Origin of the sequence: Flagellimonas olearia (genome assembly GCF_004150225.1) — a bacterium.
Classification (GTDB): Bacteria; Bacteroidota; Bacteroidia; order Flavobacteriales; family Flavobacteriaceae; genus Flagellimonas; species Flagellimonas olearia.
In genome coordinates, this window is sequence record NZ_ML142907.1 from 94,476 (window position 1) to 110,433 (window position 15,958).

The 15,958-nt window shown below is 43.1% G+C and carries 14 protein-coding genes; 13 read left to right on the top strand and 1 reads right to left on the bottom strand.

Features of this window, described 5'->3' with window-relative positions; genetic code table 11:
• The first annotated feature begins 93 nt into the window (after positions 1 to 93).
• Positions 94 to 1,974 carry a tetratricopeptide repeat protein gene (locus DN53_RS00460; RefSeq protein WP_129652464.1) on the top strand — a complete coding sequence of 627 codons (1,881 nt, stop codon included), beginning with the start codon at positions 94 to 96 and terminating at the stop codon, positions 1,972 to 1,974.
• Between the two features lie 665 nt (positions 1,975 to 2,639).
• Here DN53_RS00460 and DN53_RS00465 read toward each other — a convergent pair.
• Positions 2,640 to 2,921: a hypothetical protein gene (locus DN53_RS00465; RefSeq protein WP_129652465.1), complete on the bottom strand. Its 282-nt coding sequence runs from the start codon at positions 2,919 to 2,921 to the stop codon at positions 2,640 to 2,642.
• A 1,201-nt stretch (positions 2,922 to 4,122) separates the two neighbouring features.
• Between DN53_RS00465 and rsgA the strand changes: the two genes are divergently transcribed.
• The 12 genes from rsgA to DN53_RS00530 all read left to right on the top strand — a co-directional run bounded on the left by rsgA (position 4,123) and on the right by DN53_RS00530 (position 15,945).
• A complete protein-coding gene (gene rsgA, locus DN53_RS00475; RefSeq protein ID WP_129652466.1) occupies positions 4,123 to 5,190 on the top strand; it encodes a ribosome small subunit-dependent GTPase A in 1,068 nt (355 codons plus the stop codon).
• Between the two features lie 152 nt (positions 5,191 to 5,342).
• Positions 5,343 to 5,966: an FISUMP domain-containing protein gene (locus tag DN53_RS00480; protein WP_165357199.1), complete on the top strand. Its 624-nt coding sequence runs from the start codon at positions 5,343 to 5,345 to the stop codon at positions 5,964 to 5,966.
• A 121-nt stretch (positions 5,967 to 6,087) separates the two neighbouring features.
• Entirely contained in the window at positions 6,088 to 7,224 is a 1,137-nt protein-coding gene (locus tag DN53_RS00485) for a TlpA disulfide reductase family protein (RefSeq protein ID WP_165357201.1), read from the top strand.
• A 70-nt stretch (positions 7,225 to 7,294) separates the two neighbouring features.
• Positions 7,295 to 8,395: a serine hydrolase domain-containing protein gene (locus DN53_RS00490; RefSeq protein ID WP_129652469.1), complete on the top strand. Its 1,101-nt coding sequence runs from the start codon at positions 7,295 to 7,297 to the stop codon at positions 8,393 to 8,395.
• Between the two features lie 184 nt (positions 8,396 to 8,579).
• Positions 8,580 to 9,014 carry a GNAT family N-acetyltransferase gene (locus DN53_RS00495; protein ID WP_129652470.1) on the top strand — a complete coding sequence of 145 codons (435 nt, stop codon included), beginning with the start codon at positions 8,580 to 8,582 and terminating at the stop codon, positions 9,012 to 9,014.
• Positions 9,011 to 9,556, top strand: coding sequence for a hypothetical protein (locus DN53_RS00500; RefSeq protein WP_129652471.1), 546 nt, complete (start codon positions 9,011 to 9,013; stop codon positions 9,554 to 9,556). Before DN53_RS00495 ends, DN53_RS00500 begins: the two co-directional genes overlap by 4 nt.
• Positions 9,557 to 9,736: 180 nt before the next feature.
• A complete protein-coding gene (locus DN53_RS00505; protein ID WP_129652472.1) occupies positions 9,737 to 10,162 on the top strand; it encodes a hypothetical protein in 426 nt (141 codons plus the stop codon).
• Positions 10,163 to 10,206: 44 nt separating this feature from the next.
• Entirely contained in the window at positions 10,207 to 11,829 is a 1,623-nt protein-coding gene (locus tag DN53_RS00510) for a M28 family metallopeptidase (protein WP_129652473.1), read from the top strand.
• Positions 11,830 to 11,874: 45 nt separating this feature from the next.
• Complete coding sequence (locus DN53_RS00515) at positions 11,875 to 12,708, top strand: sialate O-acetylesterase (protein ID WP_165357203.1); 834 nt, start codon at positions 11,875 to 11,877, stop codon at positions 12,706 to 12,708.
• Between the two features lie 111 nt (positions 12,709 to 12,819).
• Positions 12,820 to 14,457, top strand: coding sequence for a serine hydrolase (locus tag DN53_RS00520; protein ID WP_129652475.1), 1,638 nt, complete (start codon positions 12,820 to 12,822; stop codon positions 14,455 to 14,457).
• A gap of 235 nt (positions 14,458 to 14,692) precedes the next feature.
• Positions 14,693 to 15,505 (top strand): serine hydrolase, encoded by an 813-nt coding sequence (locus DN53_RS00525; RefSeq protein ID WP_207211059.1) that lies wholly within the window; start codon positions 14,693 to 14,695, stop codon positions 15,503 to 15,505.
• A gap of 32 nt (positions 15,506 to 15,537) precedes the next feature.
• Positions 15,538 to 15,945 carry a thiol-disulfide oxidoreductase DCC family protein gene (locus DN53_RS00530; protein WP_129652476.1) on the top strand — a complete coding sequence of 136 codons (408 nt, stop codon included), beginning with the start codon at positions 15,538 to 15,540 and terminating at the stop codon, positions 15,943 to 15,945.
• Positions 15,946 to 15,958 lie beyond the last annotated feature (13 nt).

A 15,958-nucleotide genomic window follows, 5' to 3' on the forward strand; every position in this document is an offset into this window, starting at 1 on the left:
ACGTATGGACAAGGCCAAAATCAACCCTTCATCCCCTATTGCATGGCAATGTGAAATCTATGTACCTTGTAATTGAATCAACCTCGACCAAAAATGAAATCAATCTCCTGGACCATCGTAGGTATGCTGCTCTGTGGTTTCTCCCTGGAAGCCCAGACCAACAAAAAGATGGATAGTCTACAAGTGGCCTATGAGGCCTCCACCGATATTACGGAACGAGTGGAACTGTTGCGGGACATGTTCAATATGCAGCTGTATATGGAACCGGGAGAGGCAAAGAACATCGCCTTGAAAATCTTGGACATTTCCCAAAAGGAGAACTATGCCAATGGTATTGCCTTGGGAAACTACGGATTGGGTAACTATCACCTGATTACCAATACACCGGATTCCGCCAACTACTTTTTGAAGAAATCGGCAGAAATCAGCCTGAAGAACAACTTTGGGAACACCTTGGCCAATTCCATTTCCGGTCAGGCCAGCATCAAGGGGGACCGAGGGGATTATATGGGCGCCATAAAACTGAACGATTCCCTCCTACCGCTCTACCAAAAATTGGGAAACTACCTCAACTACGGCATCGCCCTGGGCAATACGGCACGCTTCTACAACAATATGGGGCAGTATGATCGTGCCATGGAAGGCTATATAGCCGCATTGGCCGTTCTGGACACCATTGATGAAGAACCCTTTAGACGGGCCGATATACAAAGGGACATTGGCAAGCTGAACTACTTTCAGGGGAATTACGAGAAGTCCATAGAATATTTCCGCCAAGCCTTGGCGATTTACGAGGAAACCTCGGACAACCTCTACCAATCCTATGTCCTGAACGACCTGGGCAATGCCTATGTGGAAATGGAAGATTTGGACAAGGGCCTTGAGGCCTACCAAAAAAGCCGGAGAATAAGCGAGGAATTCAACTATCTGGACAATACCGCCAATGTCTTGGCCAATGTGGGCATGGTATACCGTCAAAAGGGAGACTTGGACCAAGCCTTGGAATACCAATTCAATGCCCTAAAGATCAATCGGACCAACAACTCCTCCGACAATGTGGTAAGTGTGTTGGGGGAAATTGGAAAGACCTACATGGAAAAGAACGACATCCCCACCGCCCTTCGCTATTTAAATGAGTCCATTGCCTTGGCAGATTCCATTAAAACCGGCTATTATTTGCTTAATGGACTGAATTACCGCGCCAAGGCCTATGAAAAAAACGGCCAGTTTGAAAAGGCCCTGGAGGACCAGAAGAAATATCAGGCCCTGAACGACAGCCTGTTCAATACGGAAAAGTCCAAGCAAATCGAGAACCTGAACACCTATTACGAGACCGAGCAGAAAGAAGCCGAGATTGCCCTGCAACAGGAAGAGATCAACACCCTGAACGAAAAGGCCAAAGTGGACCGACTCACCAAAGGTCTCTACGCGGGGGGCATGTTCTCCTTTATTGCCGTTAGTGGGTTGTTGTTCTTTGGGTTTCGGCAGCGGATGAAGAAAAACCGCATCGCCCGTGAAAAGCAGGAAGAAATCTACCGACAGGAAATCGCGCACAAAAAGAAGGAACTGGCCAGCCAGACCCTGCATTTGGTACAGAAAAACACCTTTATCCAAGAGTTGAAGGAAAACCTCGAGAACATTAAATCGTCCCCCGAAAAGTTCAAGACGGAGTTCCGCCGCATTGTGATGCTGTTGAGAAAGGAAAATGCCTCGGACAAGGACTGGGAGGTCTTTAAGACCTATTTTGCCGAGGTGCACAACGACTTTGACCAAAAGCTCAAGACGCTCTACCCCGATATTTCGGAAAAGGAGATACGCCTGGCCGCCTTTTTGCGCATGAACCTTACCACCAAGGAAATCGCTGCCACCCTGAACGTGCTACCGGACAGTATCCTAAAATCCAAATACCGCCTTAAAAAGAAATTGGATCTGGACAAGGACACGGACCTTATCACCTTTTTGAATACGCTGTAGGTGCGGCCGTCATTTCGATATAAGGAGGGGAAGGACGATTGAGAAATCCCAAAAAAATAGATTTCTCACATTCCCTTCGGTAAGTTCGAAATGACCATAAGGCCCGCAACGTCATTTCGACAGAGTCCCGATGACTGTCGGGACGACGAGAAATCCCAATGATGTCTCGACTGCGCTCGACATGACAGACACATTACAATTCGTGAACATTCGTGCCATTCGTGTCGGAATGCCAAAACGCAAATAAGAAAACCGTTCCCAAGTCATTTCGATATGAGGAGGGTAACGACGATTGAGAAATCCCAATTATGTCTCGACCGCGCTCGACATGACAAGGCCATTGCAGTTCGTGAACATTGGTGCCATTCGTGTCGGAAAGCCAAAAAATAGATTTCTCACATTCCCTTCGGTAAGTTCGAGATGACCATAAGGCCCGCAACGTCATTTCGACAGAGTCCCGATGACTGTCGGGACGACGAGAAATCCCAATGATGTCTCGACTGCGCTCGACATGACAAGCACATTGCAATCTGTGAACATTGGTGCCATTCGTGTCGGAAAGCCAAGAAAATAGATTTCTCACATTCCCTAGATCCCTCGCAAGCTCGGGACAGGGGTTCGAAATGACCACCAACCTCCTAACCCCTATTTCCTATCCCCTAAAATCACTCCGTGATCTGTTCCAGGCACTCCCACAGCCCCTTGATGTTGAAAAGAGCGTCCTTTTCCGCTTCGTCCAAGGGTTCATGGGTGTGGTACAGGGTGGTGTCGTGCACCAATTTTAGGGCCTTGACCAATTCCGGGGCATCCAGATAATGGGTGTACTCCAGCAACTTTAACTGGGCAGGGCTCAATAAAGTAACATGTGTTGGGGCGCTTGGCGCCGTGTCCTCGGCACCGCCACCTTTGCAGTGTGGGCAGTACGCTTGACCTTCTCTTCTTCGCATAACAAAAGAATTAAAAAGTTAAACAAATGGGATAGGTCACCGCGAAACACACCAAAGACAAGCTCTGAAAGGTCTAGGGACTCTCACCCGTATCTTTATTCAAGATATGTTGAGGTTGGGGGCGTGGCTATTAAGATATGTTTCGCACTCCAAATATACATTTTAATTGGTTACAGGTTTATAACTATTTGAAATCGTTTGGGTTAAAGGGTTGGTTACAAGAAAGGAATGGGGGAAATTAGTAAGCCATACCTTAGTCATGCAGAAATAAAGGATGACCCATTACACTAGTTTTATGCCTATATTGAGGTATATAGATGTATTTTATGCTTATATAAACAAGTTATGCATGATTATGAAAAAACGAATTCTGATAATATTTATACTTCTGATTTCAATGAAATCTTTCGCTTGTTCTTGCGAATGTAATTGGAATTGCAGATTCGGGGCGATTTCGGATAATCAGGAATTCGTTGCACTAATCAAAGTAATTGAATATTCGGACTTTTTAGAAAACGAAATTCATGGCTATGATGGAAAAATGCCTTATTCAATAACTGTAGAAATAATCAAAAAATATAAAGGCTCTGAAACCCGAAAACGTTTCAAAATTTGGGGCGACAACGGAATGTTATGCTGACCATATATTGCGGAATTTAAAGTCGGAAAATACTATCTAATTGCACCTTCCAAAATAGAAAGTGATTCCGAAGATGAACAAAACGGAGATTACGACTTTTTCTCTTGTTGGAATGACTATTTGGAAGTGGATTATGATAAGAAAATAGCATACGGAGAATACTCTTGGTGGCGGAAAGAAATTACGCTGGAAAAATTTGAAAGAAAACTGGAAAAATAACTATGCGCAACAAAACCTATACGCAATGCCCTCCGGGACACTGCGCATAACCAAACCGTTGGGCTTAATACAAAAACACTCCTTTATTTAACCCTTTATAAAGGAAATTCGTAATTTTGTACCCCAATACATTTTATGTTCAGTACAGCTGTAATATCATATTCGGATATTGTAAAATAGATAGTCAATTTTCTTTGACTATCTCCCTTCTTTTCCTCAGGTAATCATCTGAGGTAGTATCATCTATTTACATTTTACAAATAATCATAGGCATTGTGGGCGCTTTTGTATTTATATGAATATAAATACCGTAGTGTTTACAATGGTTTAAACACACAGAATATGAAATTGGAACATTTTGGATATAACAACAACATAGAAAAACTAAGGATCCAACATAATCTTTTAGACTTTGGAATCGGGAGAGTTATTTCAGAGCACAAGGAGAGGTATATGGTTAAAACGGAAAACGGCGAATTTGAGGCAGAAATCACAGGGAACCTACGATATACCGCAAATTCTCGTGAAGATTTTCCCGCTGTGGGCGATTGGGTCGCCATTTCTGAATATGATGACCATAAAGTGCTCATACACGCTATTTTGCCAAGAAAAACTATCCTTAAAAGACAGGCCGTTGGCAAAAAAGGGGAAAATCAGATCATAGCGACCAATATTGACTTTGCTTTTATTGTACAAGCAGTGGACAGGGATTTTAATATCAATCGAATAGAAAGGTATCTGACCATTTGCAATGTATCGAATGTACAACCGATCATCATTCTCAATAAGATTGATTTGATTTCCGAAACTGCTTTGTCCGATTTGATATCGGAAGTTCAAGAAAGAGTGAAGCACGTACCGCTTATGGCCATAAGCAATACGTCCCAAAAAGGAATCAAGACAGTGAAAGGATATATCGTACAGGGCAAAACGTACTGCTTGTTGGGCTCGTCAGGCGTTGGAAAATCAAGCCTTCTGAACAATCTTTCGGGCAAACAACTGATGAAAACCAATACGATCAGCACAAGCACCAACAAAGGACGACACGTTACCACACACCGGGAATTGATAGTTCTTGAAAATGGTGGAATTATCATTGACAATCCCGGAATAAGGGAAGTGGGTATCTCAGATTCAGTTGGGGGATTGGAAAAAACATTTGGAGAAATTGTTGAGCTATCCAAAAACTGCAAGTTTAAGGATTGTACCCATACCATCGAAATGGATTGTGCTGTTCTGGCGGCTGTTGAAAGTGGAAAGGTGGATAAATTGTTCTATGAAAATTACCTGAAAATGAAACGGGAAAAAGAACATTTTGAATCAACCGTAGCTCAAAAACGCAAAAAGGACAAGAATTTTGGAAAAATGGTCAAGCAGTTTAAAAATTTGAGAAAATCAAACAAGTACTAATCTATACAACATGTACAAGCAATAGCGGTTTGGCTGCCCATCCAAGCCGCTATTTCATTTAATTAGAGTATTTTGGAGACATGGATTCCAAACTTCCCCTACTCCCACAAGATTATTTCTTGTGGTCCTGTAAAGCCAAAACCATACACACCATGAGGAGACAGCACATTTTCATCTCAATTTCCATTCTGCTTTTTGCCTGCACTGGAATTGCACAATCCACAGGCACCTTTACGGACCCGCGCGATGGCCAGACCTATACGACCATCAGCTTTAAAAATGCTTCTACGGGCACCACCTATACCTGGATGGCCCAAAACCTCAACTACAAGATGCCGGGCAGTTACGCGTATGATGACCATGAGGACAACCGGAAAGAACTGGGCTTGCTCTACACTTGGGAATCAGCGATAAAAGCCTGCCCCTGTGATTGGCATTTGGCAACGGATACCGAATGGTCCCTTTTGGTGGACCAATTTGGCGGCACGGATAAGGCCGGTGAAGCCCTAAAAAGTACCAATGGCTGGAAAGAAGGTGGAAATGGCACCAACAGCAGTGGGTTCAATGCGCTTCCTGCAGGTATTCGCAGAAACAATGGTTATGACGTCTTGGGGTATTTCGCTTTCTGGTGGTCGTCCACTCCTGCCGGTGTAAATGGTAAAGTATGGGGATGGGACATCAGTTATGGCGGCCCAGACATGTCCATCAAATCCAAAGTGTTCCGGTACGATGTCAAAACCCTTGGTGGACTCTCGGTGCGGTGCGTCCGAGATTGACGTATTTGGGTTGTCCAATAAAGGCTTCACTCCCACAATGTTGTATCTTGTAGGCAAGTAACTGATGTTTATCCGAAACCAATGTGAGCCAATAGAAAAAATTCAACCTGAATTAAAGAGCATGAAAATATTCGCCAAATTAACATTGATTACAGCCTTTATTATTGCCCTAAGTGCTTGTAACAACAAAGAAAACAAAGAGGAAACGTTCACCATATCCGGACAGGTAACCGGATTTCCCGATGGAACCACATTCTATCTGAGAAACATGGCGACCGATGCGGTTTTTGATAGTGCCACAGTCAAAAACAACACCTTTACGTTTGAAGGAAACTTGGCCAGTCCACCTGAACATATCTGGTTGAACGCAACCGTGGACAAAAAATTCATCTATACCAATCTACTTATTGGAAATGAGAATATCATTGTCAAAGCAGATATTACAGATTTTCCTTGGGACGTGGATGTCAAAGGTTCAAAAACCCATGAAGATTTTGCTTACGCACAAAGCCTCACCAAAGAGAACAATAAAAAAAGAGATTCCTTGGTCCAAGTCTTTTTGGGTCTCCCCCAAGAAAAACAACAAGAAGCAGGGGCTGAAATTTGGAAGAAAATCAGAAAAATTGACAGTATTACAGATGCCTCACAAGTTGACTATGTAAAATCCCATCCCAATACTTATATAAGTGTAATGCAACTTGGCTTTCTAAAAAATAAATTGCCAAAAGACACCGTTCAGAAGATATTCAATAGCTATACCCCTGAAATAAAGGAGAGCAAATATGCAAAAGTAGTTGAAGTATATCTAAGGGAGAATATCGCTGAGATTGGAGATGCCTTTCATGATTTTGAAGGAGTGAACCAAAAAGGAGAAACCGTAAAATTTTCAAATATTAGAGGAGAATATACCCTTCTTGACTTTACGGCAGCGTATTGCGGTCCTTGTATCCAGGCTGCGGACGAATTGGTTGAAATAAGCGAAAAACACTCCGATTCCCTGAAAATAGTCAGTTTTACACAAGACCCTAAAAAGGAGGTTTGGCTAGAATCCTTGGAACGCGATAAAGTCACCTGGAACAGTATTTACGATGGAAAGGGCAGGTATAGCGAAACATCGATCAAATATGGGGTTCAAGGAATACCAACCTTCGTTTTAATAAATCCGGAAGGAACAATTATTGACAAATGGACTGGTTACCGTGAAGGCAGTATCCTTGAAAGATTGGAAAAACAAAACGGCCCACAACAAGGATTATGATCCATAGTGACAGAGAACCAAAACAAAGTTTCATTGATCAAATAAACGGGGGATACACTTTAATAATCCTATGAAAAACTACCTCTGGATAACATTTTTTGCGCTGACATATTTCTCTGGACATGGACAATTGGAAACCTCAACAACGAAACAGACGGAGAAGATCCATCTCTCAGAAAAGCAATCAGAGCTCATTACCCATTGCATGGACACACTCCCCAACCAAGCACAATTATCAATTGCACTAATTGAAAATGGGAACGTACACTTTTTGGGGTTCAAAAAGGAAAAAGATTCGGTTATACCCTATGACAATTCAGGGAAAGTTTTCGAAATAGGCTCCATCACAAAGGTTTTTACGGCCACCTTACTTGCCGATTTTGTTGTGGACCAGAAAATCCACCTTGATGACCCTATTAATGAACATCTTGATTTTTCGCTGAAGAACAATGTTCAGATTACTTTCAAACAACTGGCGACCCATACCTCGGGGCTGCCCCGCGTACCGATCAGCCTAAGCTCCCCAGATCTGAGTTTGGAGAATCCGTACAAGGACTTCGAAGAGGATAAATTGAGACTTTACCTTACCGAAAAGCTGGAACTCATCGGTGAACCAGGGGCAGCGTCCTCCTACTCCAATCTGGGTTTTGGTCTTTTGGGTTATCTGCTGGAGAAAATTGACAATACCACATATGAAGATTTGATGCAGACCAGAATATTTTCCAAATATCACATGCCCGGCTCTACAACCAATCGTGACCGCATAAAGGAAATCCTTGTAGAGGGATTGAACGATACGGGCAATCCTGTCCCTAATTGGGATATGGCCGCGCATATGGGTGCTGGAGGAATATTGTCCAACATTGAAGATCTGGCAAAATTTGCCATTGCCCAGTTCGATGATACCAACCGAGAATTAAAATTGACCAGGGCAAAGCATTTTACCGTGGACGAATATTACTCAACAGGCTTGGCTTGGGGCTTGATCAAAATGGATTCTGGCGAAGTTTGGGACTGGCATAACGGCGGTACGGGCGGATATACATCTTCCATGATCTTGAACACCGAAACTAAAAATGGCATCATTATTCTATCAAATATTTCCGCGCTTGGCAAACTGACCGCACATATTGCAGGATTGGCCCCTGAACTGATGGAAACGATTGAATAAAAACGGAGTGCCAAAAAATGAAAAATCAATCCTCGGATCCCACAAAATGGCCTCTTGTGTCACTCGCTTCTATGGGAGAATATGGTCCAATTCCCATGAAGTAAAACCAAATTATGATCAATTACACCTATTTTGGGATATTTAAATGTACTTTTTATATAAAAAGTTGACGATAATCATAAAAATGAAACAGAAAATAGATAGAATACTTAAAACGGAATATGAAGAAGTGGTACGGGTCTGGGAATCTTCTGTCAGGGCTACCCATCACTTTTTAAAAGAAGAAGACATCGAATATTTTAAACCATTGATCCTGAACACCTATTTGGATGCCGTGGAATTGAGGTGCATGAGGAATGACGAGAACAACATTTTGGGTTTCCTCGGTGCTGCGGAGCAGAATTTGGAAATGCTGTTCATTGATCCTGAACACCGTGGTAAGAGAATAGGCAAATCATTGCTGGATCACGCCATGGAAAACCTCAATGTTACCAAAGTAGATGTGAACGAACAGGCCGTTGGGTTTTACCAACATTGTGGGTTTGAAGTCATTGGTCGCTCTGAATTGGACTCTTCCGGGAAACCTTACCCGATTCTACATATGGCGTTGAAAAAATGACGACTACCAAATACATATCGAGAATCCTTAACGGAATTTTCATTCTGATCCTGCTACTTTTTGTTCTGGACATGCTGACTTCCTTTGAAATTAAAAGCCAGGCGATAAAGTCGTTTGCGTATTTCGGGATCATGGCTTTGTCGCCCTTGACCTTGCTTTGGAACCTGTGGGCTTTCAGAACAAGGAAAGGGAGAACCATTGGTTCAACACTTCCCACATTGGCCTTGGTAGGAATCTTGATCATCGGACCTTTAAACATCGTGTACTCCTCATCAGCTTGGAAAACACAGAAAGTACTTTATCAGAACGGTCATTTGGACTTCAAAAAAGTAGAGTTTCAAGTGCAGGACGTTGGCGCTTTGGGGTACAACAAAAGAACTGTGGAGGTTACTTATCTGACCAGCTTATTCATGATGGTCAGTCCTATGGCCAAGGACATTGACAATCGAGTGGAATGGATAAAAGTCGACAAAGAGGTAAATGAACTTGAACTGAAATCCCCTAATCCGCCCCCTTCCGCAAAATATTCTCCTATCCGATAGCTTGCATTTATGGGAAAACTATCCCTGTTCCCATCAGGTAAAATTCCAAGATGCCCCATTGCATCGATTTTATGCTTATTTTGTAGGTGTTGTGATATAAAATACATCCTCTAAACAAGTTGCGGTGCAATTTTGAAAGACAAGCCAGTTTTTATTTTAAAACAAAACGTACTGTTCCCTTTGGGAGCAATATTGGTTTCTGCCTCATTGATTCTATCGCTTTTTTATTTGGTGGAACTATACGGAAAAGCACCATGGAAATGGAAAGTCGTGATAGTGGGAATTACCGCCCTAGTATTGATGGTGCATCTGATCAAGCGTATTCTGGCTTGGGAATTCAAGTTTTATGAAGACAGATTGACCATTTCAAGACCGTTTGTCCTTATTGACAAGCAGGAAAAGGATATCCTCCTTTCTGATATTGAAAAAGTCCATCTCTCCTTAGGGTTTCGAAGAAATTGTCAACTTATGGTCCATACAAAAGCTGGAAAAAGATTTGTTTCGTTCTTCGATGTTACAAAAATTCATGCTCCTGCCCAATTGATCGCGCTCTGCTTGAAAAATGGAATTGAATTCACCAGAAGTGGAGGGAAATGGGACCTATAAAGAACGCAAAACATTGAAATGATTAAACCTAAACATACAAGACCATGATAAAGAGTTATTTGAAAGTTCTGGTGGCGGTGATACTTTTTGCCAGTTGTGAAAACAACAAAAAGTCAGAAGCAACCCCAGTTGAAGTGGACCAGACTACACTTGCCCATCATATGGAACGTTTGGCATCGGATGAATTCTTGGGAAGAAAACCCTTCACGGAGGGTGAGGTAAAGACCGTAAACTATTTAAAGGATGAATTTGAAAAATTGGGCCTTTTACCGGGCAATGGCGATAGCTTTTTCCAAGATGTTCCCATGGTTGAAATTACGGGAACGCCTTCCGAAAACATGGTGATTTCCGGGAAAAACACCTCCATAAACTTGGAGCGCCTAAAGGATTTTGTGGCCACGACCAATAAACCCGTTGCCGAAGTGGGGTTGGAAAACTCGGAACTTGTTTTTGCCGGATATGGCATTGTTGCCCCGGAATATGAATGGAATGATTATGCAGGTGTTGACTGGAAAGGTAAAACAGCCGTAGTATTGATCAACGACCCAGGCTTTAAATCCGGGGACTCCACCTTGTTCAAAGGCAATGAAATGACCTATTATGGACGTTGGACCTATAAATATGAGGAAGCTGCCCGGCAAGGCGCCGATGGGCTCATCATCATCCATGACACCGAACCGGCCGCGTACGGGTGGAATGTGGTGGAAGCTGGCTGGAGCGGTTCCCGTTTGACCATAGAAAGCGATCTGCCCCTATTAAATGTCGAATCATGGATCAGTGGGGAAAGTGCCCAAAAAATGTTCGATGCTTCTTCCATCAAAGGTCAAGACTACAAGACCTTGGCCCGTAACAAAGATTTCAACCCAATCCCGTTGGACCTAACGGTTTCGGTGGGCATTACCAATACCATTAAAAAGGATGTTTCCAAAAATGTAGTGGCATTATTGCCCGGAACGGAACGGAAAGATGAATATATCATCTACTCAGCGCATTGGGACCATTTTGGGGTTGGCAAGGCTATTGATGGGGATTCCATTTATAACGGTGCGGTGGACAATGCATCCGGAACTGCGGCCTTATTGGCCATAGCGGAAGCATTCAAGAAAAGTGGTGACACAAAGCGTTCCATTGTGTTCATTGAAGTAACCGGGGAAGAGCAAGGCCTTTTGGGGTCGGCATATTATGCGGAAAACCCCATTTACGACCCTAAAAAAACGGTGGCGAACATCAATATTGACGCTCTGGACAGTCCAGGAAAAATGAAAGACCTGACCATTACCGGTTATGGCCATTCCGAAATGGATGAATATGCCAAGGAAGCTGCCGAAAAACAGAACAGGTATGTCATCCCTGACCCAGAGGCAGAAAAAGGATACTTCTTTAGGTCGGACCACTTTAATTTTGCCAAAATTGGAATACCCGCCCTATATGCAAGTGGTGCCTACGAAGGATTTGAGATCAGCATTGAGGACATCAAAAAGTACAATGACCACTATCGTATGTATAAATACCATCAACCCTCGGATGAATACGACCCGGAAACCACAGAATTGAGCGGAATACAATTGGACCTTCAATTACTCTTTACTGTGGGATTCAAATTGGCCAATGAAGATTATTTCCCAAAATGGTACGATGGCAGTGAGTTTAAAGCTGCACGGGAATAGATGCTGGGCATTGTAAAACCATATTACCCCATAAGCTTAAAGAAAATGACGCAACTGCGATTCTTGGTCATTACCCTATCCACCACCCTTCTTTTGAGTTGTTCCAGTACTCCAAAAGTCAAGTATGCTGATGGGGTATCGGACCAGTTGGAGTATGATGTGATCCTAATGGGAGGTCAATCCAATATGGTTGGACAGGGAAAACTCATAGATCTTGAACCGATGAGCTTTCCCAATATAACCTTATTCGACTTTAGTGCAAATCCGAACCTGAGCCCTCCCCAAGGTAATTTTGGACCCGAAGTTGGCCTCTCCACGGAATTAAGCAAAAACTATCCGAACAGAAGATTTCTGCTGATTAAATACGCCATTGGGGGAGCTTCCCTACTGGACTGGTCACCCAATTACGACGCACAAAAAGCTGAAATCACAGGACATCCCGAATTTGGGAACATGTACAAAAGATTGATCATGCTAACCGATAGTCTGACCAACGGACATAATGTTAGGTTTAGGGCCCTACTTTGGATGCAAGGTGAACGGGATGCTCGAATTCCCGCAGCCGGGGTGGAGTACTACCAAAACTTTGCATCGTTGGTCAACTCCATTAGAAAAGACCTCAACAGTCCCGATTTGCCTGTTATATTCGGAAAAGTCAATCCCCCACCGGATAGATACCCAGCTCTTGACACTGTCGTTCGCGCACAAATTCGAATAACTCAAGAATTGCCCAATACCTATCTTATTGACACGGATGATTTGGAAAAATGGGAGGATGACCTTCACTATTCGTCCAGTGGACTGATCAACCTAGGGGTCAAGTTTGGGAAAAAACTAACCGAGCATATAGAAGTAGAAACGAATGCCATTCATGATTAAACTACATGTGATTGTCACCATAAATTCATAACTTCAAAACGTAAATCCAATCTTCCCCCACCTACCACAAGATTATTTTTTGTGTGCCACTAATTTTAAAACCTGTCAATAATGAAAAGGACCCTAATCGCCATTCTTTCAGCATTCTTTTTTCAAATTGCCCTGCCCCAAAACCCCAGTGCGGAATTTGATTCGCTCATGACCAAAGTTTTCAAGGCAGATGAGGCCGGTGCGGTGGCCTTGGTCGTTAAAAACGGTAAGGTTTTGTACCGTAAGGCTTTTGGGATGGCCAACATGGAACTCGGCGTAAAAATGAAACCCGAAAATGTCTTCAGGATAGGATCCATTACCAAACAGTTCACGGCATCCGCTATCTTGAAGCTCAGGGATGAAGGAAAACTGAGCTTGGATGACGATATCACCAAATACATTGCAGACTACCCTACCCACGGACATCAAATCACCATAAAGCACTTACTTACCCACACCTCCGGAATCAAGAGCTACACCGGAATGGAGACCTGGGATGCCGAAGTCCGGAAAAAAGATTTTACCCCCATGGAATTGATAGATTTCTTCAAGGACCAACCCATGGATTTTGATCCAGGAGAAGAATGGCGGTACAACAATTCGGCCTATTTTATCCTTGGCCATATCATCGAGGTAGTGTCTGGCACAACGTATGAAACCTATATTGACAGCAACTTTTTCAAACCATTAAAAATGTCCAATTCCTACTACGGTTCCCCTTCCAGAATCATCAAGGATAGGGCCTATGGGTACGACAAAAGGGATGGTGAACTTATCAATGCCGATTTCTTGAGCATGACACAGCCCTATGCGGCCGGGTCGTTGCTTTCCACCGTTGATGATCTTTATAAATGGTATAGCTCGGTCATGGAAGACAAGGTCATTTCCAAAGCCTCAAGGATCGAAGCACAATCTACCTACCAATTGAACAATGGAGAAAAAACAGGATATGGCTATGGATGGGGAGTTGGCAATGTCCAAGGAAGCCCAATGATATCCCACGGAGGGGGAATCAACGGGTATTTAACCAGTTCCATATTCCTGCCGGAAGAAAAGTTGTTCGTTGCGGTGTTTTCCAATTGCAACTGTAACTCTCCTGGGGACATCGCCACAAAAATGGCGGCAATGGCCATTGGAAAGCCATTTTCATGGAAACCGATAACCCTGCCTGAAGATGTTATGCGAAGTTATGAGGCGGTGTATGGACCGGATAAGAAAAACCAACGTATCATCACCTTTGAGGACGGACAACTTTTTTCCATGAGGACCGGGGGGAGCAAATTCAAGATATCCCCTTTTGAAAAGGACAAGTTCTTCTTTGAAGGAGGCGGCGTTACCACGCTTCATTTTATCCGGGACGCCAATAATACTATTGCTTCTGTTACCGCAAAGGGTACGGGGTACGACATGGATTTGGAACGTACCGAGTTGCCCATCCCAACCCTGACCAAAATAGAACTAGATGCTTCCGTTACCGATACCTACCTTGGCAAATACGAACTGGCTCCAAACTTCATCATCACGATCTTTAAGGAAGATGATACGATATTTGCCCAGGCCACGGGACAGGGGAAAAATGAAATCATTCCATTTGAAGAGAACAAATTCAGTTTGGTAAATGCGGATATCAAGCTAACATTCAACAAAGATGAAAATGGAGAGGTGAACAGTTTGACCCTCCACCAAGGAGGTGATCACGAAGCTAAAAAAGTGGAATGACCGAAATAGAGATTTGCTGCTATTGTAAAATTGTACCTTACAGACCATTTGCTTTACCAGCGAAGAAAACCAACCATAATCTATGTCAAAACTAGATATCAAACTTGAACAGTTGAATACAAGGACCACAATGCCACGGATTTACAAAATGCTAACCATCAAAGGTTTATCACTAATCATCCCTTTGTTTTGTTTCTTCACCGCATGTCAGCCAAAACCCACCAAAAAAGAAATTTTGGAAGATAAGGTCCATGCCCAAATCGATTCCATTGAAGGGAATGTGGCCGTGGCGTTCCTGAACCTTTCAGACCCCAGCGATACCCTATACATCAATGAAAATGAAGAGTTCCATGCAGCCAGTACCATGAAGGTTCCCGTAATGATCGAGCTTTTTAAACAAAAAGAAGAAGGTAAAATCAACCTAAACGATTCCATACTTCTAATAAATGAGTTCAAAAGTATTGTAGATGGCAGTTCCTACAGTATGGATATTGGTGATGATAGTGACGATGTAATATATAACAAGATCAATACCCAGGTGGCCCTTAAAGATCTAATGTACAATATGATAACGGTTAGCGGCAATCTTGCCACCAATGTTCTGATAGAGCTGGTGGATGCCAAAAAAGTAACCGCTACCATGAGAGACTTGGGCGCCGAGAACATTGAAGTGTTGCGCGGAGTGGAAGATCAAAAGGCCTATGATTTGGGATTGAGCAATTCCACCACGGCAAAAGACCTGTTGATCATTATGGAAGCGATTGCCACCAATAAAGCAGGAACAAAGGAAGACTGCAATGACATGATCGCTATTTTAAAAGATCAACGATTCAACGACCTTATTCCTCGTGATTTGCCAAAAAATGTTGAAGTGGCCCACAAAACAGGTTGGATTACCGGGGTTCACCACGATGCAGGTATCGTATATTTACCCGATGGGCAAAGCTATGTGTTGGTATTGCTCAGTAAAAACATCCAGGATTCAGACAAAGGAACCCAACAATTGGCGGACATTTCAAAAGCTTTTTATGACTATATGGCGCATTAGGCTCTAACAGGAAGTCATCGTATCTTTGCAGTATGGAAGAAGGTAAAAAAATAATCCTCTTTGACGGTGTCTGCAACCTATGCAACAGTTCGGTCCAGTTTGTGATCAAACGGGACAAAAAGGATATCTTCCGGTATACCGCCCTACAAAGCGAAGTAGGCCAAAAGATGATTGAAGAGCGGGGCATTGATACCTCCCAAGTGGATTCCATTATCCTTATTGAACCCGGTGTGGCCTACTATACCAAATCGGACGCAGCATTGGAAATAGGTCAAAGTTTTGGTGGTGGTTGGAAACTTTTGGCGATTTTCACTTGGTTACCCAAACCTTTTCGGGATGCCATGTATGATTTTGTGGCCCGAAATCGCTATAAATGGTTTGGAAAACAAGAATCCTGTATGATTCCTACCCCCGAGCTCAAGGCCAAGTTTTTGGGATGACATTTCTCGATAC